The following is a 15,445-nucleotide window of genomic DNA, read 5'->3' on the forward strand; positions in this document are numbered from 1 at the left end:
ATAAAGCTCGCCGGCCGCAAGGTTCGGCCCATCAAGGGATTCACAACTATGGCTTGGGCGCTCCTCGGCATCGCCGGCATCCTCGAAATCGGATTCGCCTTCTTCATGAAGTCATCGCTAGGCTTTACCCGGCTGATCCCCACTTTGCTGACCGTCGTAACCGGCCTGTCGAGCGTCTTTCTCCTGTCGATGTCGCTCCGCACGCTGCCTGTCGGCACCGGCTACGCGGTCTGGACCGGCATCGGCGCGGCCGGCACCGCGATCCTCGGCATGGTCGCGCTGGGCGACGCCGCTTCACCGATGCGGCTCTTCTGCATCGCTCTCATCCTGGCTGGCGTGATCGGCCTCAGGCTGGTTTCGGGCAGCTGATCGTCGTGCCGGGTCGAAACCGATCCGAGCGGGCGCGATATCGTTTAGGGACCGCCGTCGCAAGCTTTAGCTCTTGCTGCATCATCGAAGATGTAGCTTCCGGACGTTTGGTCCGAGCAGTGGTCGATTTGGTCGTTTGCGATGAACCCCGACCACACGATGAGGCCGAGACCGGCGACAAAGACCAGTCCTGCCGCAATTCCAAGCGCCTCGAGAACCCGTCGCTCCATCCCGCCTGACACTTTCGCTCACTCTTCCACCGTCCCGACCCGCCAGGCGTCGGTAGCGGCCCTTGCCTTGTTCTTGCGGCTTGCGCTGGTCAATGTCAATTCGCCGCCGGCACCGGGCAGTTCCTGTCGCAGGGTGCCACCTACGACAGCACTGCACTTGCCGCCTCGGCCAAAGTCCCGTCATTTGCATAGTCAGGCTGGTTGGATAAACTCCACGCTCGGGACCACTATCCAGGAGGGACAGTTCGTGATTTGGCTGATCGTGTTGCCCTTCGCAGGAGTCTTTATCGCCGCCTTGATCATGAAGCGAGGGATCAGACTTTGGATATCCATCGCAATCGCGAGCTTAGCAATATTGGTTGGGGCGACCTGCCTACACACCTTCGCCGTCGAGCCTAGCTGTCGGATTGATGAACAGGAGTGTGTGGGAGCGACGGCGATTGCGTGGCTCATAGCCTTTATTTGGAGTGCTCCATGTGTTGGATTCCTCCTTAAGCTTATCGGCCAAATTCGTGAGGGTAACGTCGACGATGAAGACCGCCATCATATTCGACTGTGAATTTCTTTGCCTGGAAGGCTCGCAACGCAGATTTTGGTGCGCGGCCCACGATCCCGATCCTATCATTGCGCAGATCGGAGCCGTCAAGCTTGGCCTCGAGGGCGAGTTTCCGATCCTCGATACGTATAGATCCTATGTTCGGCCCATCGACCGTTTCGGCAAGCGGTATCCGCTCGGTCCCTATTTCACCAATCTGACCGGCATCACCGAAGAGGATATCGACACCCATGGCGTGGTCTTGGAGGATGCCCTTTCCGGCGTCGACAGCTTCTCGGGCGGCGCCCGGTTTTGGTCGTGGGGCAAGGACGAGCTGAACATGTTGGCCATTAGCTGCTATGTCGCAGGCATTCAGCCCTCCATCCCGGCTCGCCGCTTCGACAACGCCGTCAAGCTTCTCGTCGCTGCGGGCATGCCGATCGAGGATTTGGCAAAGACGCCCAGCAACAAGCTGGCCGACTATTACCAGGTCGAACATCCTCCATTGCGGGGACATGACGGGCTCGACGACGCTCTGTCGATATCATACGCGCTGCAGCATCTGATGAAGATTGGAAAATTGCAGCCCGAGGTTCTCGATCAAATCTGAGGACAGAGAGAGCGTCATGATCCTCCCTACCGCGCAAACTTGCGAGCGCCGGCGACGCAGAGGATGACGGCAACGGTCACTGCGAGCATTGCCCAGGTCACGGGCTCGTGCAGCAGGGTTGCGGCGAGCGCCAGGCCGAAGAACGGCTGGAGCAGCTGCAGTTGTCCGACGGCGGCGATGCCGCCCTGCGACAGGCCGCGATACCAGAAGATGAAGCCGATCAGCATGGAAAACAGCGAGACATAGGCAAGGCCGAGCAGCGCCGGCGCTTCAATGCCCGAGAAGGTCTCCGGCCGATGAAAAAGCGCGACTGCGACCGTCACCGGCAGCGACAACACGAGCGCCCAGGAAATCACCTGCCACCCGCCGAGCGTGCGCGAAAGCCTGCCGCCTTCGGCATAGCCGAGGCCGCAAACGATGACCGCCGCCAGCATCAGCAGATCGCCGACCGGCGAGGCCGTCAGGCCCTGTGTCAATGCGAATCCCGCCACCAGCGCGCTGCCGAGAACGGAAAAGGCCCAGAATGCCGGCTTCGGCCGTTCTCCGCCACGGATCACGCCGAAGATCGCGGTTGCGAGCGGCAGCAGGCCGATGAAGACGATCGAATGGGCTGAGGTGACATGCTGCAGCGCCAACGCCGTCAGCAGGGGGAAACCGACCACGACGCCGAGCGCGACGACGGCCAGGGAGAGAATATCACCTCGGCTCGGCCGCTTCTCTCTGAAAGCGATCAGCAGGCCGAGGGCGAGGAAGCCGGCGATCGCCGCGCGCGCCACGGTGAGGAAGACGGGATCGAACTGCATCACCGCCACGCGTGTCGCCGGCAGCGATCCGCTGAAGATCACCACCCCGATAAAACCATTGATCCATCCCGATGCCATGCGGTCCATGATGCGCTGCACTCCTTCATTCTCTCACTCTTATCGGCCAACACGGATGGCCATGACAGTGACAGTCTGATACGATTTTGCGAAACTGTAATGGTTCAGAAAGCAATACAGATGAGCGAAGGACGCACACGCGTAGAGATGGTCGTCGCGACGATCAGGCAGCGCATCGCCGGGCGCAGCCTGACGCCGGGCGCAAGGCTACCTTCCGTCCGAGGGCTGGCTGCGACGTTGAAGCTCTCGACTTCGACCGTCGTCGACGCTTACGAACGCTTGATCGCCGAAGGCGCGATCCTGGCGAGACCAGGCTCGGGATTCTACGTCGCCAACCAGGTAGCGCCCTTTGCGCTTGCCGAGGCCGGGCCGAAGCTCGACCGCGCGGTCGACCCGTTCTGGATATCGCGGCAATCGCTGGAGGCCGGCGAAGCCGACCTGAAGCCCGGCTGCGGCTGGCTGCCGCCCTCCTGGCTGCCGGGGGACGGCATGCGCCGCGGGCTCAGAACACTTTCGCGCGCTGACGGGCCGGCGCTTGCCGACTACGGCTCGCCGCTCGGCCTGCCGCAACTGCGCCAGCTGATTTCCCGCCGCATGGGCGAACGGGGGATCGAAGCCTCCCCGGATCAAATCATGCTGGCCGATTCCGGCACGCAGGCAATCGATCTGCTCTGCCGTTTTCTGTTGGAACCCGGCGACACGGTGCTGGTCGACGATCCCTGCTATTTCAATTTCCATGCATTGCTGCGCGCCCATCGGGCAAAGATCGTCAGCGTGCCCTACACCGCGTCCGGTCCCGACATCGAGCTGTTTGCGCAAGTCGTCGCCGATGAGCGTCCGCGGCTCTACATCACCAACTCCGCCATCCACAATCCGACCGGCGCAACCTTGTCTCCTGTTACGGCTCACCGGGTTCTAAAACTCGCCGACCAGTTCGACCTGACCATCATCGAGGACGATATCTTTGCCGATTTCGAGCACACGCCAGCACCCCGCCTCGCTGCCTTCGACGGGCTCGAGCGCGTCATCCACATCGGCAGCTTCTCGAAAACCCTGTCGGCCTCGGCCCGCTGCGGTTTCGTCGTGGCGAAACCGGAATGGATCGACGGCCTGACAGACCTGAAGATCGCCACCTCCTTCGGCGGCGGCCGGCTGACAGCGGAACTGGTGCTGAACGTCTTGAGCGACGGCAGCTATCGCAAACACATGGAGACGCTGAGACACCGGCTCTCCCGAGCGATGAGTGAGGTCTCGGCCAAGCTGAAGCACCTCGGCATAACGCCCTGGCTGGAGCCCCAGGCCGGAATGTTCCTCTGGTGCCGGCTGCCCGACGGCATCGATGCGGCTGATGTGGCGCGCGCCGCATTGGAAGAGAGGATCGTTTTGGCTCCCGGAAACGCATTCAGCCTGTCGCAATCGGCAACCAATTTCATGCGCTTCAACGTGTCTCAGACGCTCGATCCAAGGGTGTTCGAGGTGCTGGGTGATGCGCTGGCAAGAAGAGGATAATGGAAAGTGGGCGGTAACGGATCAAGCACCCTCTTCTCGCGGCGTCCACCAACGCTGATTGTTTAGGAACGGTATTCACCAACGTCCCTCATCCTGAGGCTCGTAGCCCGGAGGGCGAAGCCTCGAAGGAGACGCCGCAACGCAGCTCCTTGCATGCGTCCACGCCGGCGCGCCCGCCTCGCCCTTCGAGGCCCCTGCGCGGCACCTCAGGATGAGGCTCTCTTGGGCGCCGCCCAACAACCATCAAAACGACCGATGGACCGCCTTGTCGTTAGCAAGGCGCGTCACGCAGCCTTCGAGTTTGGCGAGCAGCAGATCGAAGTCGAGCGGCTTCGTCAGATAGTCCGCCGCTCCGCCGCGCAGGCCGGCTAGCGTGTTTTCCCGGTCGGTCAGTGCCGTCAGCAGGATGAAGGGGATGTTGGAAAGCTCGGGGTGGTTGATCTGAATTTCCGCCAGAAGCTGGTGCCCATCCATCACAGGCATCGAAATGTCGCTGATGACGATATCGGGCCACTTCGACAGGATCATTTCCAGTCCCTCGACGCCGTTCGATGCCTCGAGCGTCTTGTAGCCGGCTTCGCTCAATTCTTCGACGAGGAGGTTCCGGATCTCGACTTCGTCTTCTATGCACAGGACTGTAACCATGAGCTCTTCCTTAAGCTGCGACTTGTTGATCCGACAATAGAAACTCTATTGGCAGAAGAATGGTGAATGTTGTGCCTTTGCCGAGCTCGCTCGTTACCTCGACGGTGCCGCCATGCAGTTCGACGACCTGCTTGACGACGTTGAGGCCGATGCCGGTTCCGGCAATGCCCGTCGCGCTGCGGGCGCGATAATAGGGCTGGAAAAGCTTCGGCAGATCCTCCGCATCCATGCCGATACCACTGTCGGAGATGGCGATCTCCACCGTTTTCTCGTCGGCCCGGGCGCGAACATGAATGTCAGGCGCGTTGGGCGAATATTTGACGGCGTTCGAAATCAGGTTGGTGAAGACCTGTTCCATGGCGCTGCGGTCGAACGTCAATATGTCAGGTATGGGCTCGAGATCGAGATGGAACACATGCGAGCGGCTGAGGTGGCGCTGCCTGTCGCAGCAGCTGACGAGCAGGGCTTTCAGATCGCCTTCGCTGCGCTTTAGTGTGATCTGTCCGGTTTCGAGCCGGCCGCTGGCGAGAATACTCTCCATCAGATCCACCATGCGCACGACCGCACTGCGGATCACGCCGGCTTTTTCGTGAACGTAATCACCGCTGACATTGGTCGTCGAGCGGCAGAGCCGCTGGGCAGCGGCGTCGATGATGGCGAGCGGCGTGCGAAACTCGTGCGAGGCCATGGCGACGAACTGCCGCTGAAGCGCATTCACCTGCCGTTCGTGCACCAGCAGGCGGTCCAGTTCCTCTCTCTGCCTTTCGATCTCGGCCGTTCGATCGGCCACCATCTCTTCCAGATGGTCGCGGTGGTGGGTGAGCTGCGCCTGGCTGTCCAGCAGGGTCAGCGAGGTGCGATGCAGACCTCGTCCGAGCCAGAACACGACGGTGATCAGCAGCCCCAGGCAGCCGAGCCCCGCCGGCGCGATCTGCTGCAGCAGCATGAAGCCGGGCCGGATAGGCGGCCACACGAAATAGCCGATCGTGCCGCCGTCATGGGACGACACAGGCACTTGCGCCCGCTCGTCCTCACCTTTCGAAGGCGCGAAATTCAAGCCTTCGAGCAGCGCATGATGCGCGATACTTTCGGCGGTCTTTCCATCGATGAACTTGACCGAGATGGCGATGAATTCCTGGCCCGCCTCGATCTGCATCCTGGCCGAGCTCGGCAGAATGGGACGCGCGCTTGTTATCGCCGGCCTGTTGCCGATCATGATCGTCCGAACCGTGGCCAGTTGACCAAGCGCTTCGGCGCCGGGTTTTACAGCCCGCTCGACGAGAGCGGCGCGCATCTCTCCGGCAAGAGCGGTCATTTCATGGCCGTCGTCGTCACCGAGCCGCGGCGGCATGGCATCCGCGCCGTCGCGGAACGCAAACATCAGGCGATTGGTATCGTCGAAGATATAGGTTCTGTCGTGCCCGAAATACTGGCTCGTCCACCGACCGACATTGTCGAGCAGCCATTCATGGTTCCGCTGCTTGGCATAGAGGAAGGCGTCATCCCATTTGGTGACGCTTTCCTGTTCCCGGGGAAGTGCCGCGATCTGCTCTTCCAATCCTTGGCGGACGAAGTCGGCCTGCCGGCGCAACGAGAGATCATCGACCTTCACCGCGGCGAGCCACGCAAATCCGCACAGCAACGCAGCCGCCGCGCAGGTGAGCGTCACCAAGACGAATGTGATGTGGGATGTGAGCCCGACCTTCAATATCTGCAACCTTTTGATGGCGCCTGCTGCCGAGAAATTGACACGCAAAGGTTGACGGACCATGAATTATGCGCTCCCGTGAAGGTCTGTGGCAGGTCCCCATAGGTATCGCAATCGTTGAAGGAGAAGCACGTGGATGCAGCAGCATCGTCGGACACCTCAGGCATCAGGATCGAGCCGATCGCTGCCGCCCATATCGACAGCTTTCATCATGCGCTCGACGTTGTCGCGCGGGAGAAAAAATACCTGTCCATGCTGGAAGCGACTCCGCTGCCGCAGACGCGTGAATTCGTGATGGGCATGATTGCGAAACGCAATCCGCAATTCGTTGCCACCGCTCAAGACAAGGTCGTCGGTTGGTGCGATATCAGCCGGCATTTCTTCCCGTCGCACGCCCATCGCGGAAACCTCGGAATGGGAATCCTTCCAGCTTATCGGGGCAAAGGTCTCGGACGCATGTTGATCGAGACCACATTGAGAGCGGCGCAGAAAAGCGGGTTTGCCAGGGTTGAACTCGATGTTTATGAAGACAACGCCCGTGCTATCGCTCTCTACGAAAAGATGGGATTTGCCCGCGAAGGCATCGTCCGACATGCGGCACGCATCGACGGTCGGTTCATCGATGCGATCAGCATGGCGCTTTTGTTCGACGAGCGCGGCGCGGCATAGATCCAGGTATCGCCGAGAATTTTTGAACGAGTCCAGCTGACTCCCGTGCCCCGGATGTTCATCATTTCCACCGGGAGTTGGAACAAATGCTCTTTCACGCGATTAGTCCCATGCGAATGCGCCGCCATGCATCGGGCTCAGCGAGGAGGCAGCCATGCACTTCACCCGCCGGCAATTTGCAGCGCTTGCAGCCGTAGTTTTCCTACCAGGGATGCCACGCGCAGCAGACGAGGAGAACGCCCTCTTCTGGCGCGCCAAATCCCCCGCGAATGACCATGTACTTTTTGGCTACGTGCGCATCCGCGCCGACGCTTTTCCTGACATCGTTACCGAGGGAAAACGCCTGATCGATCAATCGAAGACGGTGCTGATCGACGTCAATCCCAGCCTTATCCTGTCTACTACCAAGTTCAAGAACAGCGATATCACGCCGGTCTTGTCAGGTTTGACGCCATCCGGTCAGGACGAGTTCAAGACAATCCTTTCGACATCCCCGGCAAAGGGAGCGATCGCAAAGCTTTCCGGTTTCGAGGCGAGCCTGCTCCTCATCGGCGAAGGACAGCATGCCTTCGCCCCAGACGCGCCGAGCATCGGCCTGGCGCTTGCGAAGTATGGCGCATCGATCGGGCGCGATGTGGAGACGCTTGCCGCCGACGGGGAAATGCAGGCCATGCAGAAGCCATTGACGCTCGAAACGGTCAATTCGGTCGGCCCCGCCTCGATCATCTACCTTCTCGAGCTGCGCCGCCGGATCGGACCGATCGGCGCCTATTTCGACGAGCGGTACAAGGCTCGAAAAAGTGGTGAGATTGCAAGCCTCGGAGAGGAAATCACCGCCAGAGGCATCGTGACGCCCACCGACCTCATCGATGCGGACAAGTTGCGCGCGCTTCTGATCGAGCGGATCACAAATCTGCCGGCAGGCACCAACGCTTTCGTCATCCTGCCGATAGGCCTTTTGAACGGTCCTTACAGCATTCTCAGCGAACTCCGCTCCCGCGGAGCAGAGGTGTCACCAATCGGCTGAACCCGGTCTTGAGCAATTCCGGGGATCGCGACATGAATGCCCAGGCTCCTTTCGCCCGGCCACTCTCCTATCGGGCGAAAGCCTCGAACGGATTGTCGTGTGTCAGGCGCACCAGGGTGTCGTCGTCTATGCCCCGCCGTTTCAACTCGGGCAGCAAAACCGTGGAAAGATGCGTATACGGTTTGGGTATCCCGCCCATCGGCTGCGCCGGATCGAACCAGCCGCGGTCATGGCTCAACAACAAGCGATCGCCGCAGCCCGCCTCCAGCGCCTTGATCACCAGCTCCGCCACCTCGTTGTCCCCGCTGCGGCCGACATGGTCATATTCGATCCAGGCGCCTCGCTCAGCGACGGCGACATTAAGGGCGAAGTCCGCTTCTTCCTGCGTGTGGATGGAGATGAACCTGTCGGCCTTGTAGCCTTCCGCCTCGATGACATCGAGTTGGTCCATGACGACCCGTCCCCTGATCGTATGACTGCCGATGACGGCGTCCGCCTGGGCCGCGGCGCGTGCGGCTGCCCGCAGGATTTTCGTCTCAAGCGCCGTCATGCCGTCATCGCCGGCGCTGAGCTTGATCCAGCCCGCCTGGAACCCGGTTTCGTCGATCTGCTCCGTCAGCTCGCGAAGCATCCACGCCTCCAGCTCTTTCTCGGAAGCCTGGCGGACCCATTCGGGAATCCAGGGTTCACGGTAATTGCCGGTGGGCACGACGATCGGAAAATCCGTCGCGAGCGACACGGCAAGATCGATATCCGCACGGCGTCCAACGCCGCCCGTCGAGCATTCGACCAGTGCCGTCACCCCGAGCTTCTTGATCCGCTCGATTTCGGGGGCCATCAGACGGACGACGTCGTCAATGTCTGCCTCGGCATAACCGGGCTGGTCCGGCGTCCTGAGGTCGACGAAAACGTGCTCGTGCGGGAGGATCATCCCAAGTTCGGATTTGCTCTTAGGCCCGAGCGTGGTGCGCAGATATTTCAAAATCTCTCCCCCGCGATCATACCGGCTTTGCGTAAAGACCTCGACCGACACTGCCGCGAAAGTAGCTCGTCACGTACCGAAATCAATCTCCCACTCGGTTAAAATTCCAACAACTTGACCCCTTGATATCGACTTCCAACTTGACGCCCGAATTGCTGGCGAGCTGACTGTCGCCCGGGAGAGATATGTCGTATCGGCCTCTTCGGCGTCGCATCGGCTACTTCCCTTTCCCCTCCTTGCCCTGCGCCGGCCGGCTGATCGCGCGGATCTTGCCGCTGCCGCCGCCACCGCAGAAGAAGCAGTCGCCGCCGTCGGATTCGAGGCCGGAGACGCCGGTACCCTCGGGCATATCAAGCCGCTCCAGCACCTCCCCGGTTTCAGGATCGATGCGCCTGACGTCGCTGTCATCGCCCTCCCAGGTGCCGTGCCAGAGCTGGCCGTCGACCCAGGTGACGCCTGTCACGACGCGGTTGGATTCGATGGTGCGGAGGATCTTGCCGGTTTCCGGGTCGATCTGGTGTATCCTGCGGCCGCGGTGCTGGCCGACCCAGAGCGAGCCTTCGGCCCAAGCAAGGCCGGAATCGCCGCCATTGCCGGGCGCCGGGATGGTGGAAAGGATGCGGCCGGTCTTCGGATCGATCTTGTGAATGACATCCTCGGCGATCTGATAGAGGAACTCGCCGTCGAAAGCCGTTCCGGCATGGGACGCAACCTCGATCGAGCGCACCACCTCGCCGCTTGCGGGATCGAGCGCGTTCAGCCTGTCGCCCGAGGCGAACCAGACGTGCTCACCATCGAAGGTGACGCCGTTGACGCGCTCGGCGCCGGGAAAGGGTCCATATTCACGGATGATCGTCGCTGCCGATTTTTTCATCTCTTCCATCCTGTTCGCCCGTCGGGCCATCTTCATCAGTCAGGCCATACTAATCGCTTGGCAAAGGTCCCGGGAGTAACAAGACCGTCGGGAAACCGGGCAGCGGCGGGCTCATCCAACGCCGCGCCCGCCCGCGCCCGAAGGATTGCACCTTGCCCTCCCCGGCAAGCGAATCCAGCGCCCGCTGCACGGTGCGCGGGCTGGCGCCGAGCGCGATCGCCAGCGCCGAGCTCGACCAGGCCTCGCCATCGGCGAGAAAGGCAAGCACCGCCCCATACTGGCCTTCGACGAGCGGCGCCAGCACGGCAGTCTCGCCGGCGCGCCGCGGCGAAAGCGCAAAGCCGCGTTTCGTCGCCGAGACCTCCGCCAGTCCCCGCAGTTCGGCACGCAGCCGGCCGATCTCGACGCGCAGCCGGGCACGATGCGATTCATCGGCATGTTTGCCGCGGAAGGCGCGCGCGATGAGCGTGCCGCGTGCCACATCCGCCGGCCAAGCTTCGGCAAGCGTCCGGGCGAGCGTGAAGAGCACCGGCCGCGTTGCCAGCGACACCGAAAGCTGATCGTCGCGCACGACATGGCGGCAGGCATCGACAACGAGCGTGCCCGAACCCAGCAGCTCTTCCACCTCCTCGAGCAGCAGCGGGCTTTCCCGCCAGCGCGAGATCAACCGCGCCACCGGCGCGCTGAGCACCTGGGCGGCATTTTCCACCTCCGCCGTCAATACCGGCATACCGGCCTCGCGCGCCGCCTGCCTCGCCCGGTCAAGCGCCGCACGCGCCGCTTTCGTCTGCAGGCGCCGGATCGCGATGCCCGTGACCACCAGCTCATGAGCGGCCCTTGCCGCCGGCGGCAGTGGCGTCGGGTCGAGTGTTTCGAGCGCCCGCTCGGCCTCGTCGAGCCGGCCGATCAGCACCAGCCGGCGAAGCTCGACATTCCTGGCATGGGCGGCATTGACCCTGTCGCCATGCGCTTCGAGCACCTTGCGCGCCGCCTCCAGCGCTTTGGGCGGCCAGGTGAGATCACGCGAGACCAGTGCGATCTCGGCCTCGGCGACCACGCAGCGGGCTCGCGCCACCGCCTCCCGCGGGCCGAAAGCACGCGCCGCACTCTTCAGCAGCGCCTTGGCGCGGACGAGATCGCCGAGCTGCGCCATCGCAATGCCGCGCAGCGCCAGCGCCGGCGCATCGTCGCGCAGCGCCACCCGCTTCAGCGCGCCGAGCGCGTCTCCCACTGCCAGCGCCCGCGCAGCTGCCGTGATCAGCGAGTCCATTCAAATCCCGTCACACTTGTCACTCCCACCCTTGCCCTGCCCGGTCGTAGCTTTGTCGTCGACCGGCAAGCAACCCCGCGCCGGATGCTACGACGAGAAACAGGCAAAGGAGAAGACCCATGAAGACAGAGCTGAACGCAACACGGCAGCAATGGCTGGCGGCTCGCCTCGATCTGCTCGAAGAGGAAAAGGAACTGACCCGGCAGAGCGACGTGCTGGCGATCAAGCGCCAGCAATTGCCGCGTGTGAGGATCGACAAACAATATCGCTTCGACACCGACGGCGGCAACATCTCGCTGAAAGACCTCTTCGGCGGGCGCTCGCAGCTGCTCGTTTATCACTTCATGTTCGGGCCGGATTATACCGCGGGATGCCCGTCCTGCTCCTCGATCGCCGATGGCTTCAACGGCTTCTTCGTTCACCTGGAAAACCACGACGTCGCCTTTTGGGCGGTCTCGCGCGCGCCGCTCGCAAAGCTCGAAGCATTCAAGCGACGGATGGACTGGAGCTTTCCCTGGGCCTCCTCCTTCAGCAGCGATTTCAACGGCGATTTCAGCGTCTGGTTCTCTGCCGAGCAGCAGCACCAGGGCGAGGTAGACTATAATTACCGCCGTGAACCGCCCGCCCCCGAACCGCTCACAGGCAGGACTGTCCAGGAATGGCAGCCGGGCGACAGCGAGGCGCCGATCACTCAGATCGCCGCCATGACCGGCACCGATGTCCCAACCTATACCCGCGACCGGCCGGGTGTCAGCGCCTTCGAGCTCATCGATGGCGCCGTCTACCACAGCTATTCCAGCTATGCGCGCGGGCTGGACGGGTTATGGGGCATGTACCAATGGCTCGACCGCACCCCCAAGGGTCGCAACGAAACCGGCATCTGGTGGCGCCACCACGACCGGTACGGCAAGGAGTGACGCCGATGCTGCTTTCCGCCCACACTCCAAAGAGAGCCGACGGCAACGCCGCTCTCAACGCCGCCGAATGGCTCTCGCTGGCCGCCTCAGCAGACGGATCAGCGGCTAAGCCGAGCAGTGGCATCGCTAGCCCGGGCGGCCGGATTGCGGCCCACACCGCCGATTGGCTGTCGCTCGCCGCCGCCCCGACATTCGCGGTCATGGCACTGCTGATGGCCACGACCAGCAGTGCCGACATGATCTGCATGACGACGCCGGATGCCTTCCCGATCGGCGGCATGGTGCCGATGTACCTGCTGATGAGCGGCTTCCACCTGACGCCCTGGCTGCGGCTCGCCGCCGGCTGGCGGGGCTTGAGCCCCCGATAACGCTCCGCGACGCCGCTGCTCCCTCTTCTCCCCAGCGCAGGGAAGAGGGAGCAAGCCGCGCCGGGCTTTACCCACTTACCAAAGCGATCAAGTTCATGCCCTCACCTCGATAAAGTCGATCGGCCCGCCGGCAATATCGTCATCGAAGACCGCGCAGGAAAGCTTGCCGCCGAAGACGCAGCCGCTGTCGATGTTGGTGCGGTTTCCTGTCGTCACCGGGTTGGACAGCGACGGTGTATGGCCGTGGACCAGGTGCTTGCCCCAATAGTCGCTGGACTCACCGGAAGGGAACCGTAACCAGAGAAGATCGTGCTCGCTCTGCTGCTCCAGCGGAAATTCTGGATCGACGCCCGCATGGACGAAGATGCGATATCGATCGACATGCATGAGGGGACGATCGGCCGCCCATTGCAGATGCTGGGGCAGAACTCTGCCGCCATAGGACATTTCGGTTTCAAGTCCGCCGATGCCGCTGCCGATCCACACGTCTCTGCTATCGCTATCGCTATCGGCATAGGCAGCGACCATCAGGTCCTCATGATTGCCTTTCAGGCAGATCCATCGCCACGAGTCCGATGGACCGGCAATGATCCGGTCGAGGACGCTTTTGCTGTCAGGCCCGCGATCGACATAGTCGCCAACGAAGACGACGGTCCCTCCAGGCGCATAGGCCGCGATCCGATCGATCATCCTGTTCAGCGGATCGATACAGCCATGTATATCACCTATGGCGAACGTGTAGCGCATGCTTCGACCCTCTCGGCTGCAGTGCGATGGCGCGCGGCCAAGACGAGAAGGCGCGCCAGGGCATTATGCCGAGGCTCACGCCCCACGCCGTCCATCGCATCATAACAAACGAAAGCCCGCCGCCATCGCGAAAACCGACTCAATCTCCGGCATTTATGGCGGTTGGCTCTCCTTCCGCTTGAGGCAATCGCCACAACACTCACGCCTGCTCAGTGGGGTAGAGCGTCAGGATATTGACATTGACCCTGCGCGGCTGCGTCACCGCATAGAGAATGGCCGCGGCGATGTCCGCGGCCTCTAGTTGCTCGATGTCGCCAAGCCGTTGTTCCACCGCTTCGCGCACACTGGCGCGCATGTGGGAGGTAAACTCGGTCCTGACGGCGCCAGGCTCGATGCAGGTGACGCGAATGCCATCCCGGCCAATCTCGCGCCGCAGCGATTCCGCCATAGCGCTCGCCGCATGCTTGGTGCCGGAATAGACCGTCGAGGGATGAATGTACCGGCCGGTGCCGGAGGAGACGATGACGATATGGCCGGTCCCCTGCCGCTGCATCGCCGGCAACGCCGCATGGATCGGGTAGAGCAGCCCGAGGAAGTTGACCTCGACCATCTCCTGATACTCGGCGGTGGTCGTGTTCCGGAACGGCGCGGCAACGCCGACGCCGGCGACGCAGAGCAGCATGTCGAGCCTGCCGAAATCGCCGATCGCCCGCTGCACCATCGCCGCAGCCTGTGCCTCGTCGGACACATCGGTCTCGATCGCTAGGACCTCACCGTCGCGCTCGCGGATGCGCTCCGCCAACGCCTCGAGGCGCGGCATGCGGCGGGCCGCGATCGCCACGCTTGCCCCTTCCTCCACTAGCGCCAGAGCGGTCGCCGCACCTATGCCAGACGAAGCGCCGGCAATGAGGGCGACCCTGCCACTGAGCTTTTTGTCTGTCTGCATACCGGCTCTCCCGTCCTTTGGTTCAGGGTTGGCGAAATTATCGGCAATTTAGGCTGCGATGATCATGACAACAATGCTATATAAATCAAACAGACTATGTGGACTTGGAGGCCTAATGCGCGGCAGCGACTATGCGGAGCTCAAGGCGTTCGTGACCATCGTCGCCCACGGCAATTTCGCGCGCGCCGCAGCCGAGCTCGGAATTTCGGCATCAACGCTCAGCCAGACGATCCGCGCGCTGGAAGCCCGCCTGGGGCTTCGCCTATTGAACCGCACGACGCGCAGCGTATCACTCACCGACGCCGGCGAACGGCTGCATGCACGCTTCAGGCCGGCCATGATCGAGATGGAGGCGGCGGTCCGCAATGTCGTCGACGCACGCGACACGCCGGCGGGAACGCTCCGGGTGCATCTGCCGAGTGTCGCCGCCGCAACCTTCCTCGAGCCAACCCTCGGCCGCTTCCACGCCGCCTATCCCGATATCGTCCTTGACGTGACGATCGACGATTCAGTCACCGACATCGTCGAAGCCGGTTATGATGTCGGCGCACGGCTGGGTGAGTTTCTCGAAGCCGATATGGTCGCCGTTCAGCTCGGCGGCGAGCAGCGCCAGTTGGCCGTCGCCTCGCCAGAGTACATCGCCCGGTACGGCCGCCCGAATGTGCCGGGCGACCTGCTCCAGCACCATTGCATCAACTGGCGCCAGCCGGGCGGTAAAGGTCTCTACAAGTGGGAATTCCTCAAAGACAACACGTGGTTCTCCGTCGCGGTCAACGGCCCGCTGATCGTCTCGCACCGCGAGATGGCCCTTGCCGCCGCCGTCCAGGGCGTCGGCATTGCCTTCTGGGCCGAAGACCTCGTGCGTCCGCTGATCGAGGACGGCAAGCTCCTGCCGCTGCTTGAGGAGTGGTGTGGCACCTTCCCTGGCTGGTTCCTCTGTTATCCCTCACAACGCTACACACCGCCGAGCCTGCGCGCCTTCGTCGATTTCCTCAGGCGCGATTCGAGGCCTGCAGAGACCGCTCGAAGAAATCGCAATGGATCGTAGGATGACAACTAGACAGGCACCCGTCGGCGATCGCCGTTACAATCGCCGAAGATGCCGATCCACGGACGATTGTCTCATCAATAAAAGCCAGGCGTTACGTACCATCAAGG

The 15,445-nt window shown here is 62.4% G+C and carries 16 protein-coding genes; 8 read left to right on the forward strand and 8 right to left on the reverse strand.

Annotated features, from left to right (window positions below):
• The first annotated feature begins 48 nt into the window (after positions 1 to 48).
• Positions 49 to 369 (forward strand): DMT family transporter, encoded by a 321-nt coding sequence (locus ACM5SV_RS14340; protein WP_017994584.1) that lies wholly within the window; start codon positions 49 to 51, stop codon positions 367 to 369.
• Positions 370 to 1,129: 760 nt separating this feature from the next.
• Positions 1,130 to 1,744, forward strand: coding sequence for a 3'-5' exonuclease (locus tag ACM5SV_RS14345; protein ID WP_222014125.1), 615 nt, complete (start codon positions 1,130 to 1,132; stop codon positions 1,742 to 1,744).
• A gap of 26 nt (positions 1,745 to 1,770) precedes the next feature.
• Here ACM5SV_RS14345 and ACM5SV_RS14350 read toward each other — a convergent pair whose 3' ends face one another.
• The gene (locus ACM5SV_RS14350) at positions 1,771 to 2,634 is read right to left on the reverse strand and encodes a DMT family transporter (RefSeq protein WP_012758108.1); all 864 of its coding nucleotides are present in this window, start codon (positions 2,632 to 2,634) and stop codon (positions 1,771 to 1,773) included.
• 90 nt (positions 2,635 to 2,724) lie between these two features.
• Here ACM5SV_RS14350 and ACM5SV_RS14355 point away from each other — a divergent pair, with 90 nt between their 5' ends.
• Positions 2,725 to 4,134, forward strand: a complete 1,410-nt coding sequence (locus ACM5SV_RS14355) for a PLP-dependent aminotransferase family protein (protein WP_222014126.1) — start codon at positions 2,725 to 2,727, stop codon at positions 4,132 to 4,134.
• A gap of 243 nt (positions 4,135 to 4,377) precedes the next feature.
• Here ACM5SV_RS14355 and ACM5SV_RS14360 read toward each other — a convergent pair whose 3' ends face one another.
• Both ACM5SV_RS14360 and ACM5SV_RS14365 read right to left on the reverse strand, forming a co-directional pair.
• Complete coding sequence (locus ACM5SV_RS14360) at positions 4,378 to 4,779, reverse strand: response regulator (RefSeq protein ID WP_222014127.1); 402 nt, start codon at positions 4,777 to 4,779, stop codon at positions 4,378 to 4,380.
• A gap of 10 nt (positions 4,780 to 4,789) precedes the next feature.
• Positions 4,790 to 6,535: a sensor histidine kinase gene (locus ACM5SV_RS14365; protein WP_050563538.1), complete on the reverse strand. Its 1,746-nt coding sequence runs from the start codon at positions 6,533 to 6,535 to the stop codon at positions 4,790 to 4,792.
• A gap of 84 nt (positions 6,536 to 6,619) precedes the next feature.
• Here ACM5SV_RS14365 and ACM5SV_RS14370 point away from each other — a divergent pair, with 84 nt between their 5' ends.
• Both ACM5SV_RS14370 and ACM5SV_RS14375 read left to right on the forward strand, forming a co-directional pair.
• The gene (locus ACM5SV_RS14370; RefSeq protein WP_221970814.1) at positions 6,620 to 7,156 is read left to right on the forward strand and encodes a GNAT family N-acetyltransferase; all 537 of its coding nucleotides are present in this window, start codon (positions 6,620 to 6,622) and stop codon (positions 7,154 to 7,156) included.
• 154 nt (positions 7,157 to 7,310) lie between these two features.
• Entirely contained in the window at positions 7,311 to 8,183 is an 873-nt protein-coding gene (locus tag ACM5SV_RS14375; protein WP_222014128.1) for a hypothetical protein, read from the forward strand.
• Positions 8,184 to 8,250: 67 nt separating this feature from the next.
• Here the strand turns inward: ACM5SV_RS14375 and ACM5SV_RS14380 are convergent, their stop codons facing one another.
• The 3 genes from ACM5SV_RS14380 to ACM5SV_RS14390 form a co-directional block, all read right to left on the reverse strand.
• Positions 8,251 to 9,165: a phosphotriesterase family protein gene (locus ACM5SV_RS14380; RefSeq protein WP_222014129.1), complete on the reverse strand. Its 915-nt coding sequence runs from the start codon at positions 9,163 to 9,165 to the stop codon at positions 8,251 to 8,253.
• Positions 9,166 to 9,382: 217 nt separating this feature from the next.
• Entirely contained in the window at positions 9,383 to 10,039 is a 657-nt protein-coding gene (locus tag ACM5SV_RS14385; RefSeq protein ID WP_026157418.1) for a PQQ-binding-like beta-propeller repeat protein, read from the reverse strand.
• A gap of 49 nt (positions 10,040 to 10,088) precedes the next feature.
• Positions 10,089 to 11,309, reverse strand: coding sequence for a helix-turn-helix domain-containing protein (locus ACM5SV_RS14390; protein WP_221970811.1), 1,221 nt, complete (start codon positions 11,307 to 11,309; stop codon positions 10,089 to 10,091).
• Between the two features lie 119 nt (positions 11,310 to 11,428).
• Here ACM5SV_RS14390 and ACM5SV_RS14395 point away from each other — a divergent pair, with 119 nt between their 5' ends.
• Positions 11,429 to 12,226, forward strand: coding sequence for a DUF899 domain-containing protein (locus tag ACM5SV_RS14395; protein ID WP_222014130.1), 798 nt, complete (start codon positions 11,429 to 11,431; stop codon positions 12,224 to 12,226).
• 5 nt (positions 12,227 to 12,231) lie between these two features.
• On the forward strand, positions 12,232 to 12,594 hold the full coding sequence (locus tag ACM5SV_RS14400; RefSeq protein WP_222014131.1) for a hypothetical protein: 363 nt from the start codon (positions 12,232 to 12,234) through the stop codon (positions 12,592 to 12,594).
• A gap of 93 nt (positions 12,595 to 12,687) precedes the next feature.
• Here the strand turns inward: ACM5SV_RS14400 and ACM5SV_RS14405 are convergent, their stop codons facing one another.
• Positions 12,688 to 13,341: a metallophosphoesterase family protein gene (locus ACM5SV_RS14405; protein ID WP_222014132.1), complete on the reverse strand. Its 654-nt coding sequence runs from the start codon at positions 13,339 to 13,341 to the stop codon at positions 12,688 to 12,690.
• 199 nt (positions 13,342 to 13,540) lie between these two features.
• Complete coding sequence (locus tag ACM5SV_RS14410) at positions 13,541 to 14,287, reverse strand: SDR family oxidoreductase (RefSeq protein WP_128440330.1); 747 nt, start codon at positions 14,285 to 14,287, stop codon at positions 13,541 to 13,543.
• Positions 14,288 to 14,402: 115 nt separating this feature from the next.
• Between ACM5SV_RS14410 and ACM5SV_RS14415 the strand changes: the two genes are divergently transcribed.
• Entirely contained in the window at positions 14,403 to 15,335 is a 933-nt protein-coding gene (locus tag ACM5SV_RS14415) for a LysR family transcriptional regulator (RefSeq protein ID WP_222014133.1), read from the forward strand.
• The last annotated feature ends 110 nt before the right edge of the window (positions 15,336 to 15,445 follow it).

Source organism: Rhizobium sp. CRRU65, from assembly GCF_048551595.1.
GTDB classification, from domain to species: domain Bacteria; phylum Pseudomonadota; class Alphaproteobacteria; order Rhizobiales; family Rhizobiaceae; genus Rhizobium; species Rhizobium leguminosarum_J.